The following is a 15,934-nucleotide window of genomic DNA, read 5'->3' as shown; positions in this document are numbered from 1 at the left end:
AAAGTATGATGATTGAAAGAAATCAGCAAGATAAAGCATCCGAGTAGGTTTAAAGAGGTGGAACATGTTACAATACAGCTAAGAACATGCAATAAAGGAGAGTTTTTTACGTGAAGATTAAAGCAATTGAACCGACGCCAAGTCCAAATACAATGAAAGTTATTTTGAATGAAGTATTACCATCAGGAGCGCGTAATAATTATACAAATGAAAATAAAGAACAAGCACCAATGCAAGTGCAAGAAATTTTGAAAATTGAAGGCATTAAAGGTGTATATCATGTAGCCGACTTTTTAGCAGTGGAGCGAAATGCAAAGTTTGATTGGAAAGTTTTATTACAACAAGTTCGTGCTGTTTTCGGCGAAGAGGTAGTAGAAGAGAGTGAAGGACAACAACTTGCTCATTTTGGAGAAGTGAAAGTGTTTGTTCAAATGTTCTTTACAATTCCAATGCAAGTAAAGTTAACAGATGGAACAACAGAAGAACGTGTTGGCTTACCAGATCGTTTTAAAGAATCAATTATGAAAGTTCAAATGTCTGCACCAAACGTTGTAAAAGAACGTAAATGGGTGGAACAAAGTACACGTTACGGTAATTTTGAAGAAATCGGGAAAGAAGTAGTGGAAGAGATTGTTGCTGCTTATTCAGAAGAACGTGTAAATGAAACAGTTAAAGAATTATTAAACCAGGCAGGTGCTGTTGAAGTAACGATTCAAAAGCGTGAGCCATATAAAGTAACAGAAGAGATGATGAAAGATGCTGACTGGAAAAACCGTTTTGCGGCATTAGAACAAATGGATCCTACTGAAGAAGATATGCTAGTGTTGCAGATGGCGTTAGATGATGAAAAAGTTTCGATCCGCCGTTTAGCAACAGCGTATTTAGGTATGGTAAAAGGTGATGGAGTATTGCCGTTATTATATAAAGCGTTATTAGATCGTTCAGTAAGTGTTCGCCGTACAGCGGGCGATTGCTTATCTGACGTAGGTGATCCAGCAGCGATGTTCGTTATGATTAAATCTCTGAAAGATTCAAGTAAATTAGTACGCTGGCGTGCAGCGATGTTCTTATTTGAACTTGGAGATGAAAGTGCGATTCCGGCATTAAAAGCAGCGCAGGATGATCCAGAGTTTGAAGTAGCGATGCAAGCGCGTCTAGCATTAGAGCGTATTGAAGGCGGAGAAGAAGCAAAAGGTTCTGTATGGAAACAAATGACGGAGTCTCGTAAAGGAGAATAATGTATGATTGTTTTCTATGATAGTTGGTGCCCGATGTGTACGGCGGTTGCAGAACGTACGAAAAAATTAGATAAAAAGGGTAAGATGAAATTTGTTTCATTTCGAGATGAAGATGTAGTTGAGAAGTATGAACTCTCTCAAGAACTACAAAGCAAGATGGAACAAAGATTGTATATTTTAAAAAATAATAAGTGGTATGACGGGATTCATAGCATACATGTATTAGCAAAGGCTGTTCCATCTTACTGGTTTGCCGTGCCTTTTATCAAACTATCTATTGTACTTGGATTTGGAAGTAAAGTATACGATTATATCGCTAACAATAGAAAACTTGTCCCAGTTGGACATTGCCGTGAAGGGGTTTGTGAAATCCCTACAAAAAAATGAAATCATCGTAATCTTTCTTTTGCACCTAGTAATAGAGCGTGATATGATGAATTTGGAATGAAAGTTGAAGGAGAGATTACAAGATGTCAAATGCTTATGAAGAATACATGCGTCAAATGGTAATCCCAATGCGTCAAGAATTAGTGCGTTCTGGGTTTGAAGAGTTAACTACAGAAGAAGCTGTAACAGAATTTATGGAAAACACGGCAGGTACAACTTTAGTAGTTGTAAACTCTGTTTGTGGTTGTGCAGCTGGTTTAGCACGTCCATCAGCAGGTCAAGCGGTTGTTCGTGCTGAAAAACAACCTGATCATCTTGTAACTGTATTCGCAGGCCAAGATAAAGATGCTACTGCAAAAATGCGTGAATACTTCGGAGAAATTCCTCCATCTTCACCATCTATGGCATTATTAAAAGGAAAAGAAGTTGTTCACTTCATTCACCGTCATGAAATTGAAGGTGCAACTATGGACGAAATTATTACGAACTTAGAACAAGCTTTTGAAAAGAATTGCTAAAGAAGGGGGAGAGTAAATCTCCCTCTTTTCTTTATATAGAGGTGAAATAATGATCGTAACAACAGCAGGAAGAACGAACAAAGAAATGACAGATTATGCAAACAAGGTAGCAGCAGAATTAAATCGTTCTTTCGTTAAACGTAATGACGTAACAGTACATAAACTGCATGAGCAGTATGAACAAGATGTACTTGTTGTAGGGAAAAACCGATTAGCTATTTATCCGAGAGGAACGGAAGAGTCGTTTTTCTTTCATCCAAACTCAGCGATGTTTCGTGTGAAAAGGTTAATGCGCGGAGAACATGATCCGTTTGTACAAGCCACGCAATTAGAGAGCGGAATGACAGTGTTAGATTGTACGCTTGGCATGGCATCAGATAGTATTGTAGCTAGTTATATTGTTGGTGAAAGAGGAAAAGTAACGGGACTTGAAGGCAATGAGTATATGGCTTATATTATGGAAAATGGTTTGAAAACATGGTCTTCATCTGTTTCTGAAATTGATGAGGCAATGCAACGAATCGATGTGAAGCAAACGGAGCATTACGCATTTTTAACACAATGTGAAGATAATAGTTATGATGTCGTGTACCTTGACCCAATGTTTGAAGAAACTGTTATAGAATCAGATGGAATAAAAGGATTAAAACACTTCGCTTTGTATCATGATATTACTGATGAAACAATTGCGGAAGCGAAGCGTGTGGCGAGAAAGCGTGTCGTTTTGAAAGATCATTTCCGTAGTTCTAGATTTGAAAAACACAATTTTCACGTATACAAAAGAAAAAGTGCTAAGTTTCACTTTGGTGTAATTGACCCTTGCTAATTGTTTGAAAAGATGTATAATAAGCAATAATTAATTAAATATACTGTCGGTGACGAAGAGAGTAGTCTTTTTTTGAAGGAAAGCGAGCTAGGGGTGGTGTGAGCCTAGTGCAGAAGAAAAAGATGAAGCGCACTTCGGAGATGCTTCTTGAACGAATAGTAGAGTAAGCCGAGGCCCCCTGTCCTCGTTATAAACGGGAAAGTGGTTCGTAATGAACAACAAGGGTGGTACCACGGGTTAAAACTCGTCTCTTTTTAGAGACGAGTTTTTTGTGTTTTAAAAATTAAGGAGGTTGTAGTATGGATTATAAAACGCAGTTTGCGGAAAGTTTATCTAATATTTTCACGAATGAATTAACACAAAACCAAATTTTAGATTTAATCGAAACGCCGAAACAAGATGAATTCGGAGATGCGGCATTTCCATGTTTTTCACTTGCGAAGCAATATAAAAAATCACCAGCTATTATCGCAAAGGAAGTTGCGGAGAAATTACATGATCCGTTCTTTACGAAAGTAGAGGCTGTTGGTCCTTACGTAAATGTATTTTTTAATCGTGAAACTGTAAGTGATGCAGTGTTAAAAACGATTTTAGCGGAGAAAGAAAAGTACGGTCAAAATCACTTTGGATGTGAAAAGACTGTAGTTATCGACTATTCCTCTCCGAATATCGCGAAACCTTTTTCAATGGGGCATTTACGTTCTACAATGATAGGGAATTCATTGAAACATATCGCTGAAAAATGTGGCTACGAAGTTGTAGGAATTAATTATATTGGAGACTGGGGCACACAGTTTGGAAAGTTAATTACCGCTTATAAAAAATGGGGAAATGAAGCAGTAGTTAAAGAGGATCCAATCCGTGAACTATTTAAGTTATATGTTCAATTCCATGAAGAGGTAAAAGACGACGAAGAACTAGAAGAAGATGGACGCGCTTGGTTTAAGAAATTAGAAGAAGGTGATGAAGAAGCGGTTGAGCTTTGGAATTGGTTCCGTCACGAATCCTTAAAAGAATTTTCTCGTATTTATGAACTTCTCGGTGTTGAATTTACTAATTTTCAAGGAGAAGCTTTTTATAATAACTTAATGGAAGATTTTATTGGAATTTTAGAAGAACATGATTTGCTTGAAGAGTCTGAAGGCGCGTTAGTCGTTAATTTAGAAGAAGAGGGAATGTCGCCTTGCTTAATTAGAAAATCAGATGGTGCGACGATTTACGCAACACGTGACTTAACGGCAGCTGTATACCGTCAAAACACATATGCATTTGATAAAGCGTTATATGTAGTTGGCCCAGAACAAAGTTTACATTTTAATCAATTTTTCACTGTATTAAAAAAGCTTGGTTACAATTGGGTTGAGGGCATGGAACATGTACCGTTTGGGTTCATTTTAAAAGACGGTAAGAAAATGTCGACACGTAAAGGAAGAGTTATTTTACTTGAAGAAGTACTTGAAGATGCAATAGACCTTGCAATACAAAATATTGAAGAGAAAAATCCAAACTTAAAACAAAAAGAAGAAGTAGCAAAGCAAGTTGGTGTAGGGGCAGTTATTTTTCATGATTTAAAAAATGAGCGTATGCATAATATTGAATTCTCATTAGAAAATATGCTGAAATTTGAAGGTGAAACAGGACCGTATGTACAGTACACACATGCACGTGCTTGCTCTATTTTAAGAAAAGAAAGTGTAGAATTTGAAACGTGTACGTTTGCATTAAAAGATGATCATAGCTGGAGTGTCGTAAAATTACTTAATAAATTCCCACAAGTAATTGAGGCAGCCTTCAACAAAAATGAGCCATCAATCATTTCGAAATACGTATTAGATCTAGCACAATCGTTTAATAAATATTACGGAAATGTACGTATATTGGAAGAGAGTAAAGAGAAAGACAGCAGACTTGCATTAGTGTATGCTGTGACAGTTGTCTTAAAAGAGGGGTTACGATTACTTGGGGTGGATGCTCCTGAGGAGATGTAAAATAAATAGGTATACGTATCATAGTAGATATGTATGCCTATTTATTTTTATAGAAAATATGAAAGCAGAAGTTTTATTTTATTAAATCTAAATTTTTCTAGAATTGTTTCAGGTGTAGGAATGTCCTTATTAAATGGAGAATTGTAATGTCATATATAAAAAGGAGGTGTTAAACTTGGAAACATACGATTGGAACAGTAAATTAAAATATTTAAAAAACACGAGAGATTTATATTACAATGACGATTATGTCAGCTTTTTAGTAAATACAGTTTGGAAGATTACTAAGCCATTACATATCGTTGATTATGGTTGTGGATATGGTTATTTAGGCTTAGTATTAATGCCTTTACTTCCAGAAGGATCAAAGTATACAGGCATTGATAGTGGAGAAACATTACTAGCTGAAGCGAGAGAGTTGTTTCGTTTACTTCCGTATGAGACAGAATTTCTTGAGGGAGATGCTACAGAAATTGAATTGAACGATACATACGATATAGCAATTTGTCATGCTTACTTATTACATATGAGTTCGCCAAAAACGATGCTACAAAAAATGATACATTCAATTAAAAGGGGCGGAAAAATAATCTGTTTTGAACCACATTGGATATCAAATATGTCTTCATACTCTTTAGATGGAGAGAATCAACCGGAAATTATTAGACTAGGTGCTTTGCAGAAGTTATTTGAAAGTGACATGCAGAGAAGCGGAAAAGATGGAAATATTGGTATGAAAATACCGATGTTTTTAAGTGAACTAGGCGTAAAAAATATTGAATGTAGAGTAAGTGATAAAGTGAACTTTTTAGATTCTAATATGCACCGTAATGATAAAAAAAGGTTGTATCATTCATTAAAAGAAGAGGGGGTTGCAGGGCATCCAGGTGATAAACAGCAAGTTATAGAACGTTTAATGACTAGAGGATTAACATATGATGATGCGCTAACTCAATATGAAGCTGAACTCCGATTTTTTAAAGCATTTCAAATGCACTCTTCTTTAGTATATGCTCCGAGTATGAAAATTACATTTGGTGAAATAGAATGTTGAAAGATAGCGATTTATTGAGGATTGTCATTTTTTGTCGGTAAGTCGATATGCACCGTATAATCGCTGATATATTTGAATTATCGCCGATATAATTCCATGTACGGATTTCGGCTTCCAAAAGATAAGATCCTCATGTTACGTTATTCCATTTAATTAAACAAAATATGGAGAAAAACAATCATTTTTACTATATTTTGTTATAAATTTGAATAATATTAATTAATACCATCCATTATAAGAGATTTTAGTTGAATACCTACAATATGATGTGTAAAATCTAAGCAAGTAGCAGTATAAATAAATATTCGAGGTGAATACATGCTAGATTTTAAGCAGTTAGATGCTTGTTTGAAAGACAAGAGATTTATAGATGGATTACAGGAAATAAATAATGAAATTTCATATATAAAAGAAAAGAATACTTTATCTTATTTGAAGAATTGGCTTGCTAGTGTTCCTTCGCATAAGGAGTTTGACATATTAATACGTCTTACTGATGAAGGGCTTATGCACCAATACAGTTCATTCCTCATTCGCTACGCCTACAAAAAATTCCCAAATATGAGAACGCTCTCTTTATATTGTGATGAGTTAATTGATGAGCGGAAAATACTTGAAGTAGAACAGTTGTTAAAAGACTCATTAGAAGAGGTAAATAAAGAAGAAATAGAAGCTGATCTTTTAGCGAAAACATATTTTACGTTAGTACGATGTTTGTTGGAAATGAAACGAAATGAAGAAGCACTAATCTATATGCAAAAGGCAGAGGAGTACAGTTCACGTGCCGTATTTGATAAATGGGGCTACGTCTATATGCATACAGGTGAATGGGAGAAAGCAGAAGAACAATTTATAGCTGGCATGCAGCATAAAGATTGTGAAGAGTTATCTACCTATTTATTATCACAGTTATATGCGAATCAAGGAGAACAAAAACGTGCTTTACAGCTAATTGATGATGCGATTGTAAAGTTCCCGCAAGTACCATATTTTCATTTTGAAAAGGTAAAATATTTATTAGATTTAAGGAAGTATGAAGAAATGTTAGCGGTAATAGATAATATAAATAATCAACTTCCTTATCATGCGTATAAAGCTTACTTTGTACATTTACGTGCAGAAGCGCTTTACAAAATGAATAAACTTGTAGATTTACAACAGTTATTAAAAGAAGAAAAAAGTTTAAAAGAGTCTTTATATCATAATTTAGAAAAAAATCCAGATGGAAAAAAGGTGCACTTACCGATAATTCCGATTGTACAAAAGGATAATTATTGTGTTCCGACAAGTTTAGAAATGATGTTGCAATTATGGGGAGAAAAACGTACACAAGATGAAATAGCAGAGTTTATTTTTGATATGACAGGCTCAAAGTTTTCAGATACTGTTTCTTATTTAGAACAATTAGGTTATGAATATTGTTATTTTAAAGGTAATGAAGAAAATTATAAGAGACTGCTGGATGAAGGGATTCCGGTTTTATTAAGTATAGATATTGAGCATGCTTCACATGTACAAGTACTATCTGGATATGATGATACGTTACAAGCTTTTTATGTTCAAGATCCGAACTTTATAGAACCAGTTATTGTGGAATATAGTAAGTTACAAGAAAAATATCGTTACACAGGTTGTTTAGCGATTACGTTTGTTCCGAAAGAAAAGAAGGAGCGATTAGCATTTTTAAATGAAGAAGAAAATCATTATTTTAAATCTGTTTTTTCTCTTACGGATCATTTAGATGAACATGATAAAGAGGGGATTCATAACTTAGTACAATTTTTAAAAGAGACGAGTGATAATCCGAATACGTGGTTATATACGGTTAAGCATTTAGATGTTGAAGTAGATAATGAGTTTATTATATGTTGTATTGAAAAGTTAATGGAGAAGTTTCCAAACTCAGATTTTGTTAAATTGCATGGTGCGCAGTGCTTTATTCGCCTTCAAGAATTAGAAAAAGCCGGGCAAATGCTGACAAGTGTTGAGAAGAAAAATAATCGTGCTTTATATCATTTAATAAACGGAAGATATGCTTTTGAACAGGAGAGTTATATAGAAGCGATTTCAAGTTTTCGTTCATCATTACAATTAGACGCAGATCAGCCGATTACTTGGAGTTTTCTCGCTTTATCATACATGTATATCGATCAATCTGAAAAGGCGTTGCAGTTTTCTCAAGTTGCTTTAGAACGTAGTCCAGAAAGATTCACTTTAACGAATCACGGATTAATATTAATAGATTTAGAAAGATATGAAGAAGCGTATGAAATTTTTAATGACCTATTAAGAGAGAATAAAAATGAGGCACATGTATGGTATGAGCGCGCGAGATGTGCGCATCATTTAGGGAAATTACATTTAGCGATAAAAGGGCTTAAAGTAGCGATTTATTTGGATAGTAATGCACCTTACATCTATACGAAACTTTCGGAAATATACGAGTCTGATTTGAAGGATGAGGAAAGTACGAAAGAAATTTTATTAAAAGGTATTGAGAATTGTGACGATAAGGCACCTCTATATGTAAAACTCGGTGACTATCATTTTCAAAATGATAGTCTGGAAGAAGCAGAAACATTGTATAATCGTGCATTAGAAGAAAATCATGATGATGTTTATTCTCACTTTGGACTTACGCAAGTTTATATGGCGAAAGAACAATACAAGGAAGCGAAACAATATATTCTCGGTATTGAAAAACAAATTGAAAAGAGCCAAGATTTTCTTATGAATGCGGGAATGGTTCTATGGGATGCTGAGGTTGAACTTGGTGGAAATGAAGAAGGGTTTAAAGTAGCTTTGTCTAAGTTAGAGAGTGGTATAAAGCAGAGCGAATATAATGTGGCAAGTGCGTTAGATGAATATGTGAATCGAATTAAAGGAACGGTATTTGTACAAAGAGGTATAGCATTCTTAAGAACGTTACACAAAGAAAGAAATGAAATAAGCGAATACGGTTGTTATACAGGTATTTTATATGAATCTATTGGGCAGTACGGCCAAGCGATGAAAAGGTATAATAAGGCGATAGAACAAAAGGAAACGGCATTACCTTATTACCGAATGGGTGAAACACTTATGGTATTAGGGCAATTGACGGAAGCAAAACAAGCGTATGAAACATGTTTAGAGCTTGATGAGAATTTCGAAGGTGTACATTTACAGCTTGCAGAAATATACGAAAAAGAAGAAAATCGTTCTAAAGAACAAAGTCATATGGTTCAGGCTATGAAAGAAGAGCCGATGCATATTAATATGGAATATTTGGCGCAGCTTTCAGTAGAAATGAGTCTTCAGGAAGAGTTACTGACAGAACTAGAACAATTAGCGGACGAAGCACCTGAAATATGGCGATTAGATGCGATTGCATATGTGTATGGAGCGATGGATGAAATAGATAAAGAACAAGCACAGATTGAAGAGGCACTTCAATTAGATAGTGAGCATATAGAAGTTCTATATCATTATGCCAAAGTGTTAGTGAAAAAAAGAGATGAAAAAGCAATTGAAATTGCAATGAAAGTTATACAAAAAGATGCAAATAATGAACGAATATTTGATGTGTATGTAAAAGCGATAGAACAACATAAGAAATTGTCTAACATACGAGATTTTCTTCATACATTAAAGGTGAAGAAGGCAGAAAGAAGTATGGCATTTATGTATGCTGCATCTGCGGTGACGGAAAGATGGATTGAACGTCAACAAAATGAACAGCCGAAGAAATCCATAATTACGAGAGCTTTTTATCGTATGAAAAACCGTGCGAAAGAAATTTCGATTATTACTACAATCATTGATTTGTATGAAATTTCGTTAAAATTAAATCAAAAAAATAGTATGGCAGCGCAGCGATTTTCACTATTTTACGAGAATGTGGCGATGTATAAAGAGGCGAAAGATGTATTGCAAACATCGTTAGAAAATAAATGGGATTACGATGTAGCGAAGCAACTTGTAAATCTTTTCATAGTGTGTGAGGAAGAAGATATGTTACGGGATGCTTCAGAAATAACGAAGCAAATGGTTCGAGAGTTACCAGATGATTATGATACGCTTCTTTTACAAGCGCAAGTATTCTTTAAAATAGGAGAAGAAAGAAAAGCAGAAAAGATTACCTTACAATTAACGGAGCAAACACCGTTTGTAAGTAGAGCGTTTCTTGCTTTAGGAGAAATGTATCAAAGTCAAGAAAGGTTTGAAGAGGCAATTCATATACTAGAAAATGCTTCTATACATCATCCAAATGAAGCAGCAATTCTTCTTTCTTTAGCATCTTCATATCATGATACCGGCCAAACACTAAAGGCAGAAAAAATAACAAATGATGTATTAACAATAGATGCGAGTGATTTGTTAGCAAGATACGATCGCGCTTGTTATTTAGCACAGTTAAACAGAATTGAAGAGGCGAAGGAAGAGCTTGAAATTGTTCTTCGTGAGGATGAATCAGGATTCTTTGCTGAGCTTATTGAAGAAGATGAAGATTTAGCTGGAATACAAGAATTTGAGAAATAATTGTATAGGAATAGTGAAAAAAGGATATAAATAAATATATATTTCGAATTAGTTGACAATTCATTGCCCAATGGCATAAAATAGCTTTTAATAAAGTATACAAATCTGAAGACGAGAACGAGTAAAATAATGAATTGTTCCCCAGAGAGCCGGTGTATAGCTGAAAGCCGGTGTGCAGACATTATTTGAAAATCATCTCCGAGGAGCCGAGGCTGAAAATAAGTAAGCCCGGACGGATGTCTACCGTTACAAAGAACACGTATGATAGTACGTTGCTAAGTGCTATTAGCGAAGAGCTAATAGAATTAGGGTGGTAACGCGGTTAAACCCGTCCCTACTTCATAGGGACGGGTTTTTTGTGTGCTTTTAAACATTCAAAGGAGTGATTGTAGATGAAGAAAGTAGATGTAAAAGAGTCAGCTGTAGGGAGAGAAACACGTATTCGTAAGCAGTGGAACGAGCAAAGTATTTTCGAGCAATCAATTCAGAATCGAGAAGGCGCACAGTCTTTCGTATTTTATGAAGGACCACCAACGGCGAATGGATTACCGCATGTAGGTCATGCGCTTGGACGGACAATTAAAGATGTAGTAGCAAGATATAAAACGATGGCTGGTTATAAAGTGCTACGAAAAGCGGGATGGGATACACACGGTTTACCTGTAGAATTAGGTGTTGAGAAGCAACTCGGTATTTCTGGTAAACATGAAATCGAAGAGTATGGAATTGAGCCATTTATTCAGAAGTGTAAAGAAAGTGTATTCACATATGAGAAGCAGTGGCGTGAATTCACTGAAAGCATCGGTTATTGGGTAGATATGGATGATCCATACGTTACGTTAGAGAATCCATATATCGAAAGTGTATGGCATATTTTAGGAACGATTCATGAAAAAGGATTATTGTATAAGGGACATAGAGTTTCACCATATTGCCCAAGTTGTCAAACTTCACTAAGTTCACATGAAGTTGCACAAGGGTATAAAACAGTAAAAGATTTAAGTGCAACAGTTAAGTTTAAAGTGAAAGATAGTGAAAATGAATATTTCCTAGGTTGGACAACAACGCCTTGGACACTTCCAGCAAATGTTGCGCTCGCTGTACATCCAAATATGGAATACGTGAAAGTGAAACAAGAAGGTCATGTATACATTGTTGCGAAAGAACGTGTAGAAGATGTATTAAAAGAAAACTATGAAGTATTATCTGTTCATAAAGGTGAAGAATTAGTAAACACATCTTATATGCCGCCATTTCCAATGAAGGAAGTTACAAATGGCTATCGAGTTATCGCAGCCGATTTTGTCACGGCAGATAGTGGTACAGGACTCGTTCATATCGCTCCAGCATATGGGGAGGACGATTATAGAGTCGTTCAAAGTGAAGGATTGTCATTCTTGCATGTTGTAGATGAGAAAGGTGAATATACAGAAGCAGTACCATTTTTGAAAGGGAAATTTGTAAAAGATTGTGACGTGGATATCGTTCGTTATTTAGCGAAGGAAGGCTTACTATACCATAAAGAAAAGTATGAACATAGCTACCCACATTGTTGGCGTTGTGATTCACCACTTCTTTATTACGCAGGAGAGAGTTGGTTAATCCGAACAACTGCAATTAAGGATACATTTTTACAAAATAACGATTCTGTTACTTGGTATCCAGACCATATGAAACATGGACGATTTGGTAAGTTTTTAGAAAATATGGTGGACTGGAATATTAGCCGAAATAGATATTGGGGAACACCATTAAACGTATGGGAATGTGAAAGTTGCGATCATCAATTCGCGCCGAAAAGCATTGCTGACTTAAGAGAGCATAGTACGAAAGAAACACCTGAAGATTTGGAATTGCATAAGCCGTATGTAGATGAAGTGCAAGTTTGCTGCGAAAAATGCGGAAGTACAATGAATCGTACACCAGAAGTAATTGATGTTTGGTTTGATAGTGGTTCCATGCCATTTGCGCAATATCATTATCCATTTGAAAATAAAGAGTTATTTGAAGAACAGTTTCCAGCGGATGTTATTGCAGAAGGCATTGATCAAACACGCGGCTGGTTTTATAGTTTATTAGCAGTATCAGCACTATATACAGGAAAAGCTCCATATAAACGAGTGTTATCACTAGGGCATGTATTAGACGAAGAAGGACAGAAAATGTCTAAAAGTAAAGGGAATGCACTAGATCCAGTTGATTTAGTAAATCAGTTTGGTGCAGATGCATTAAGATGGGCGCTACTCGTGGACAGTGCTCCGTGGAATGCGAAACGTTTCTCGGAAAGAACAGTACTGGAAGCAAAATCTAAATTTGTAGATACATTAGTCAATGTGTATAGCTTCTACGTCTTATATGCAAATTTAGATGAGTATAACCCGAATGAAACGTATGATGTAAAGCGAACGAAATTGGATGAATGGGTATTATCAAGATTGCATAGCACAACGAAAAAAGTGAGAACAGCACTTGATGATTATCAATTTACGAATGCAGCTCGTGAAATCGCGGCGCTTGTAGATGAAGTAAGTAACTGGTATGTAAGACGATCACGTAATCGTTTCTGGGAATCTGGTATGAATGCTGAAAAAGCAGCTGCATATGAGACACTACATGAAGTACTTGTAACAATTAGTAAATTAATCGCACCATTTACACCGTTTGTCGCTGAAGATATTCATTTGAATTTAACTGGAAGTAGCGTTCATTTAGAGGATTATCCAGTTGTAAATGAATCACTACTTCAGCCGGAATTAGAAGTGGAAATGGATGCTGTTTTACAAGTTGTTGAACTTGGAAGAAGTAACCGTAATCAACATTCTTTAAAAGTAAAACAGCCGTTAGCAGAACTTGTATTACTAGCGCATAATGAAAATGATATGGATTGGGAATCTTATCGTGATATCGTCATGGATGAGCTAAATGTCAAAGCATTTCATGTTGAACTCGATGAAACGAAATATACGTCCTATCAATTAAAGCTGAATTTTAAAACAGCTGGGCCGAAGTTTGGTAAAAATGTGAATGCATTAAATGGATGGTTAAAACAATTATCAAAAGAAGAAGTACAACACTTTGTATCTACAGAAAGAGCAGTTTACGAAGCAGCATCAGGAGAAGAAGTAGTTGTAACAGCTGAAGATGTACTAGTAGAGAAAGTCGCAAAATCAGGATTTTCTAATACGACTAACGGACAATATACAGTTATGTTAGATACGAATGTAACGGAAGAGTTGTTACAAGAAGGAGTAGCGCGTGAATTTATTCGAGCGGTTCAAGAATATCGTAAGCAGTTGAATTTACCAGTTAATTTACGAGTCGATGTTATTCTTGATACAGAGGAAGAACTAAAGCGAACGTTAACGAATCATAAAGAGTTGTTGGAAGAAAACTTACTCGTTAAGCAATTTACATTTGGAAACTTAACGAATGAAGACGATGAACTATCTTTAGGTGAAGCGAAAGTTCGAATTAAATTAAGCGCGGCTCATTAAAGAAAAAAGGAAGTTGGAATCATTCCAACTTCCTTTTTGTATGATTAGAATTTCCTCATAATTCATGCGATAGGACCGCTAGCAAAGGTCTTTCTTCATAGCATACTAAATAAAATACTGTAGAAATATATTTCTACAGTATTTTTCTCATTTTATACATAAATATTGAGAAAATTTCACTCACCCTAAATGGAAAGGTAATAGAATTGTTTATAGAGAATTACTCGTAGATTCAATTTTTATCCTCCCATTTTGTGGGGAATGATTGCCTAGTGGTAATGGGATAAGGTTGAGCTACTTTATTAGGGGGAGTGGTTCTATGTTTAATAAAAAAATGGTGGCAATGGCAATGACTGTGCCGTTAGTAATGGGGACGATTTCTACGGTTTCGGCATTGGAAAAACAGCAGCAAGTAAAGCTAGAAGCTTATTCGCCGCAGAAAAAAGCAACTGAATATTTAAAAGAAAATGCTGCACAGTATGGATTGAAAACAGACCTTTCAGACTTGCAATATATTTCTACAACAGAAACGTCAGTAGCTTCATATGTTAGATTCCAACAAGTTGTTAATGGTGCGCCTGTATTTTCAAAACAAATTACAGTTACTCTTAACGGAGAGGGAAAGGGAGTACTTGCTGTATCTGATTATCAATCCGTTAAAGGTGTGAAGGAAGTAACGACAAAAATTAGTGAAAAAGATGCAATACAAAAATCAATGGCGTATGTTGGAGAAGCAAGTGAGCAAAACTTATGGGCTCCTACAGAGAAAGAATTCGGATATATTGTGGAAGAGGGAATTGCTCGTCCAGTATATAAAGTTGTAGTCCATTCTAATAATCCATTTGGTGCATGGGAAACATTTATTGATGCAGAAAATGGGAAGTTAATTAAAAAGGTTGATATAAACCGAAAAGCTGAAGGGACAGGAAAAGTATTTTTACCTAACCCAGTCGTATCTAGCGGTAGCAAAGTAGGCTTAAAAGATAATAACGATGCAGATTCAACAGCGTTAACGAATCAATTGAAGGCTGTTACGTTAAAAGGTTTAGATGGGACAGGATTTTTAATTGGAGAGTATGTAACGATTTCTTCAAAAGCAAAAACAAAATCTACAAATTTACAATTTAACTATACACGTGCAAATGATAGCTTTGAAGATGTTATGTCGTATTATCATATCGATACAATACAACGTTACATTCAAGGGTTGGGTTTTAAAAATATTAATAATCGCTCTATTAAAGTGAATGTGAATGGAACGACAGATGATAACTCATTTTATTCTCCGACAACGAAAGCTTTAACTTTTGGTACTGGCGGAGTAGATGATGCAGAAGATGCTGGTATTATCGCACATGAATACGGACATTCAATTCAAGATAACCAAGTTCCTGGCTTTGGTAGTTCAGCAGAAGGCGGAGCGATGGGAGAAGGATTTGGTGACTTCTTAGGTGCTACGTATGAAGATGCAGTATCGACAACAGGCTACGGAAAAGCATGTGTTGGAGAATGGGATGCGACTGCTTATTCTAGTTCAGATCCAACGTGCTTACGCCGTTTAGATACGAATAAAGTGTATCCGAAAGATGTTACAAATGAGGTACATGATGATGGGGAAATTTGGGCACAAGGCCAATACGAAATGGCACAAGCTTTTGGACGTGATGTAGCAACGAAAATTATTTTACAATCACACTGGTCATTAACACCAAACTCTAAATTCAGTGATGGAGCAAAAGCGATTAAGCAAGCGGATGCTCTTTTATATGGCGGACAACATGCTGCTGATATCGATCGTATTTGGACAGCAAGAGGAATTAGTACGAATTAATATAAAAAGTCGTGGCGTTTATAAGCCACGACTTTTTAATTTGCTTAAGCACTGGTACTAGTAAAGTAAGCTATAGG

9 protein-coding genes and 2 other annotated features are annotated in these 15,934 nt (G+C 35.6%); all 9 genes read left to right on the top strand.

Annotated elements, in window-relative coordinates:
- Nucleotides 1–110 precede the first annotated feature (110 nt).
- The 9 genes from ILT06_RS18770 (at nucleotide 111) to ILT06_RS18730 (ending at nucleotide 15,857) form a co-directional block, all read left to right on the top strand.
- Nucleotides 111–1,238 (top strand): conserved virulence factor C family protein, encoded by a 1,128-nt coding sequence (locus ILT06_RS18770; RefSeq protein ID WP_064473949.1) that lies wholly within the window; start codon nucleotides 111–113, stop codon nucleotides 1,236–1,238.
- A gap of 3 nt (nucleotides 1,239–1,241) precedes the next feature.
- Nucleotides 1,242–1,625: a thiol-disulfide oxidoreductase DCC family protein gene (locus ILT06_RS18765; RefSeq protein WP_000634876.1), complete on the top strand. Its 384-nt coding sequence runs from the start codon at nucleotides 1,242–1,244 to the stop codon at nucleotides 1,623–1,625.
- 83 nt (nucleotides 1,626–1,708) lie between these two features.
- Nucleotides 1,709–2,143, top strand: coding sequence for a BrxA/BrxB family bacilliredoxin (locus ILT06_RS18760; RefSeq protein WP_000063705.1), 435 nt, complete (start codon nucleotides 1,709–1,711; stop codon nucleotides 2,141–2,143).
- A gap of 49 nt (nucleotides 2,144–2,192) precedes the next feature.
- Entirely contained in the window at nucleotides 2,193–2,969 is a 777-nt protein-coding gene (locus ILT06_RS18755) for a class I SAM-dependent methyltransferase (RefSeq protein ID WP_088046779.1), read from the top strand.
- 40 nt (nucleotides 2,970–3,009) lie between these two features.
- Nucleotides 3,010–3,224 (top strand) — a binding site (T-box leader).
- Nucleotides 3,225–3,268: 44 nt separating this feature from the next.
- The gene (gene argS / locus ILT06_RS18750) at nucleotides 3,269–4,957 is read left to right on the top strand and encodes an arginine--tRNA ligase (protein WP_222655363.1); all 1,689 of its coding nucleotides are present in this window, start codon (nucleotides 3,269–3,271) and stop codon (nucleotides 4,955–4,957) included.
- 133 nt (nucleotides 4,958–5,090) lie between these two features.
- The gene (locus ILT06_RS18745) at nucleotides 5,091–6,011 is read left to right on the top strand and encodes a class I SAM-dependent methyltransferase (protein WP_222655362.1); all 921 of its coding nucleotides are present in this window, start codon (nucleotides 5,091–5,093) and stop codon (nucleotides 6,009–6,011) included.
- 318 nt (nucleotides 6,012–6,329) lie between these two features.
- Nucleotides 6,330–10,532 (top strand): bacteriocin-processing peptidase family protein, encoded by a 4,203-nt coding sequence (locus ILT06_RS18740; protein ID WP_222655361.1) that lies wholly within the window; start codon nucleotides 6,330–6,332, stop codon nucleotides 10,530–10,532.
- A 99-nt stretch (nucleotides 10,533–10,631) separates the two neighbouring features.
- Nucleotides 10,632–10,871 (top strand) — a binding site (T-box leader).
- 53 nt (nucleotides 10,872–10,924) lie between these two features.
- Nucleotides 10,925–14,026 carry an isoleucine--tRNA ligase gene (ileS, locus tag ILT06_RS18735; RefSeq protein ID WP_064473944.1) on the top strand — a complete coding sequence of 1,034 codons (3,102 nt, stop codon included), beginning with the start codon at nucleotides 10,925–10,927 and terminating at the stop codon, nucleotides 14,024–14,026.
- Nucleotides 14,027–14,345: 319 nt separating this feature from the next.
- Nucleotides 14,346–15,857 carry a M36 family metallopeptidase gene (locus ILT06_RS18730; protein WP_064473943.1) on the top strand — a complete coding sequence of 504 codons (1,512 nt, stop codon included), beginning with the start codon at nucleotides 14,346–14,348 and terminating at the stop codon, nucleotides 15,855–15,857.
- Nucleotides 15,858–15,934 lie beyond the last annotated feature (77 nt).

The sequence above is a fragment of the Bacillus sp. 17RED48 genome, from assembly GCF_019837545.1.
Lineage (GTDB): Bacteria > Bacillota > Bacilli > Bacillales > Bacillaceae_G > Bacillus_A > Bacillus_A wiedmannii.
Note: the sequence above shows the minus strand (reverse complement) of the source record. Positions and strands in the feature narration are given on the sequence as shown.

Bases quoted from the DNA above. Each gene is read 5' to 3' on its own strand.
- ILT06_RS18760 (WP_000063705.1), top strand. From the start codon at position 1,709: ATGTCAAATGCTTATGAAGAATACATGCGTCAAATGGTAATCCCAATG.
- ILT06_RS18755 (WP_088046779.1), top strand. From the start codon at position 2,193: ATGATCGTAACAACAGCAGGAAGAACGAACAAAGAAATGACAGATTAT.
- ileS (WP_064473944.1), top strand. From the start codon at position 10,925: ATGAAGAAAGTAGATGTAAAAGAGTCAGCTGTAGGGAGAGAAACACGT.
- argS (WP_222655363.1), top strand. From the start codon at position 3,269: ATGGATTATAAAACGCAGTTTGCGGAAAGTTTATCTAATATTTTCACG.
- ILT06_RS18730 (WP_064473943.1), top strand. From the start codon at position 14,346: ATGTTTAATAAAAAAATGGTGGCAATGGCAATGACTGTGCCGTTAGTA.
- ILT06_RS18740 (WP_222655361.1), top strand. From the start codon at position 6,330: ATGCTAGATTTTAAGCAGTTAGATGCTTGTTTGAAAGACAAGAGATTT.
- ILT06_RS18745 (WP_222655362.1), top strand. From the start codon at position 5,091: ATGGAGAATTGTAATGTCATATATAAAAAGGAGGTGTTAAACTTGGAA.
- ILT06_RS18765 (WP_000634876.1), top strand. From the start codon at position 1,242: ATGATTGTTTTCTATGATAGTTGGTGCCCGATGTGTACGGCGGTTGCA.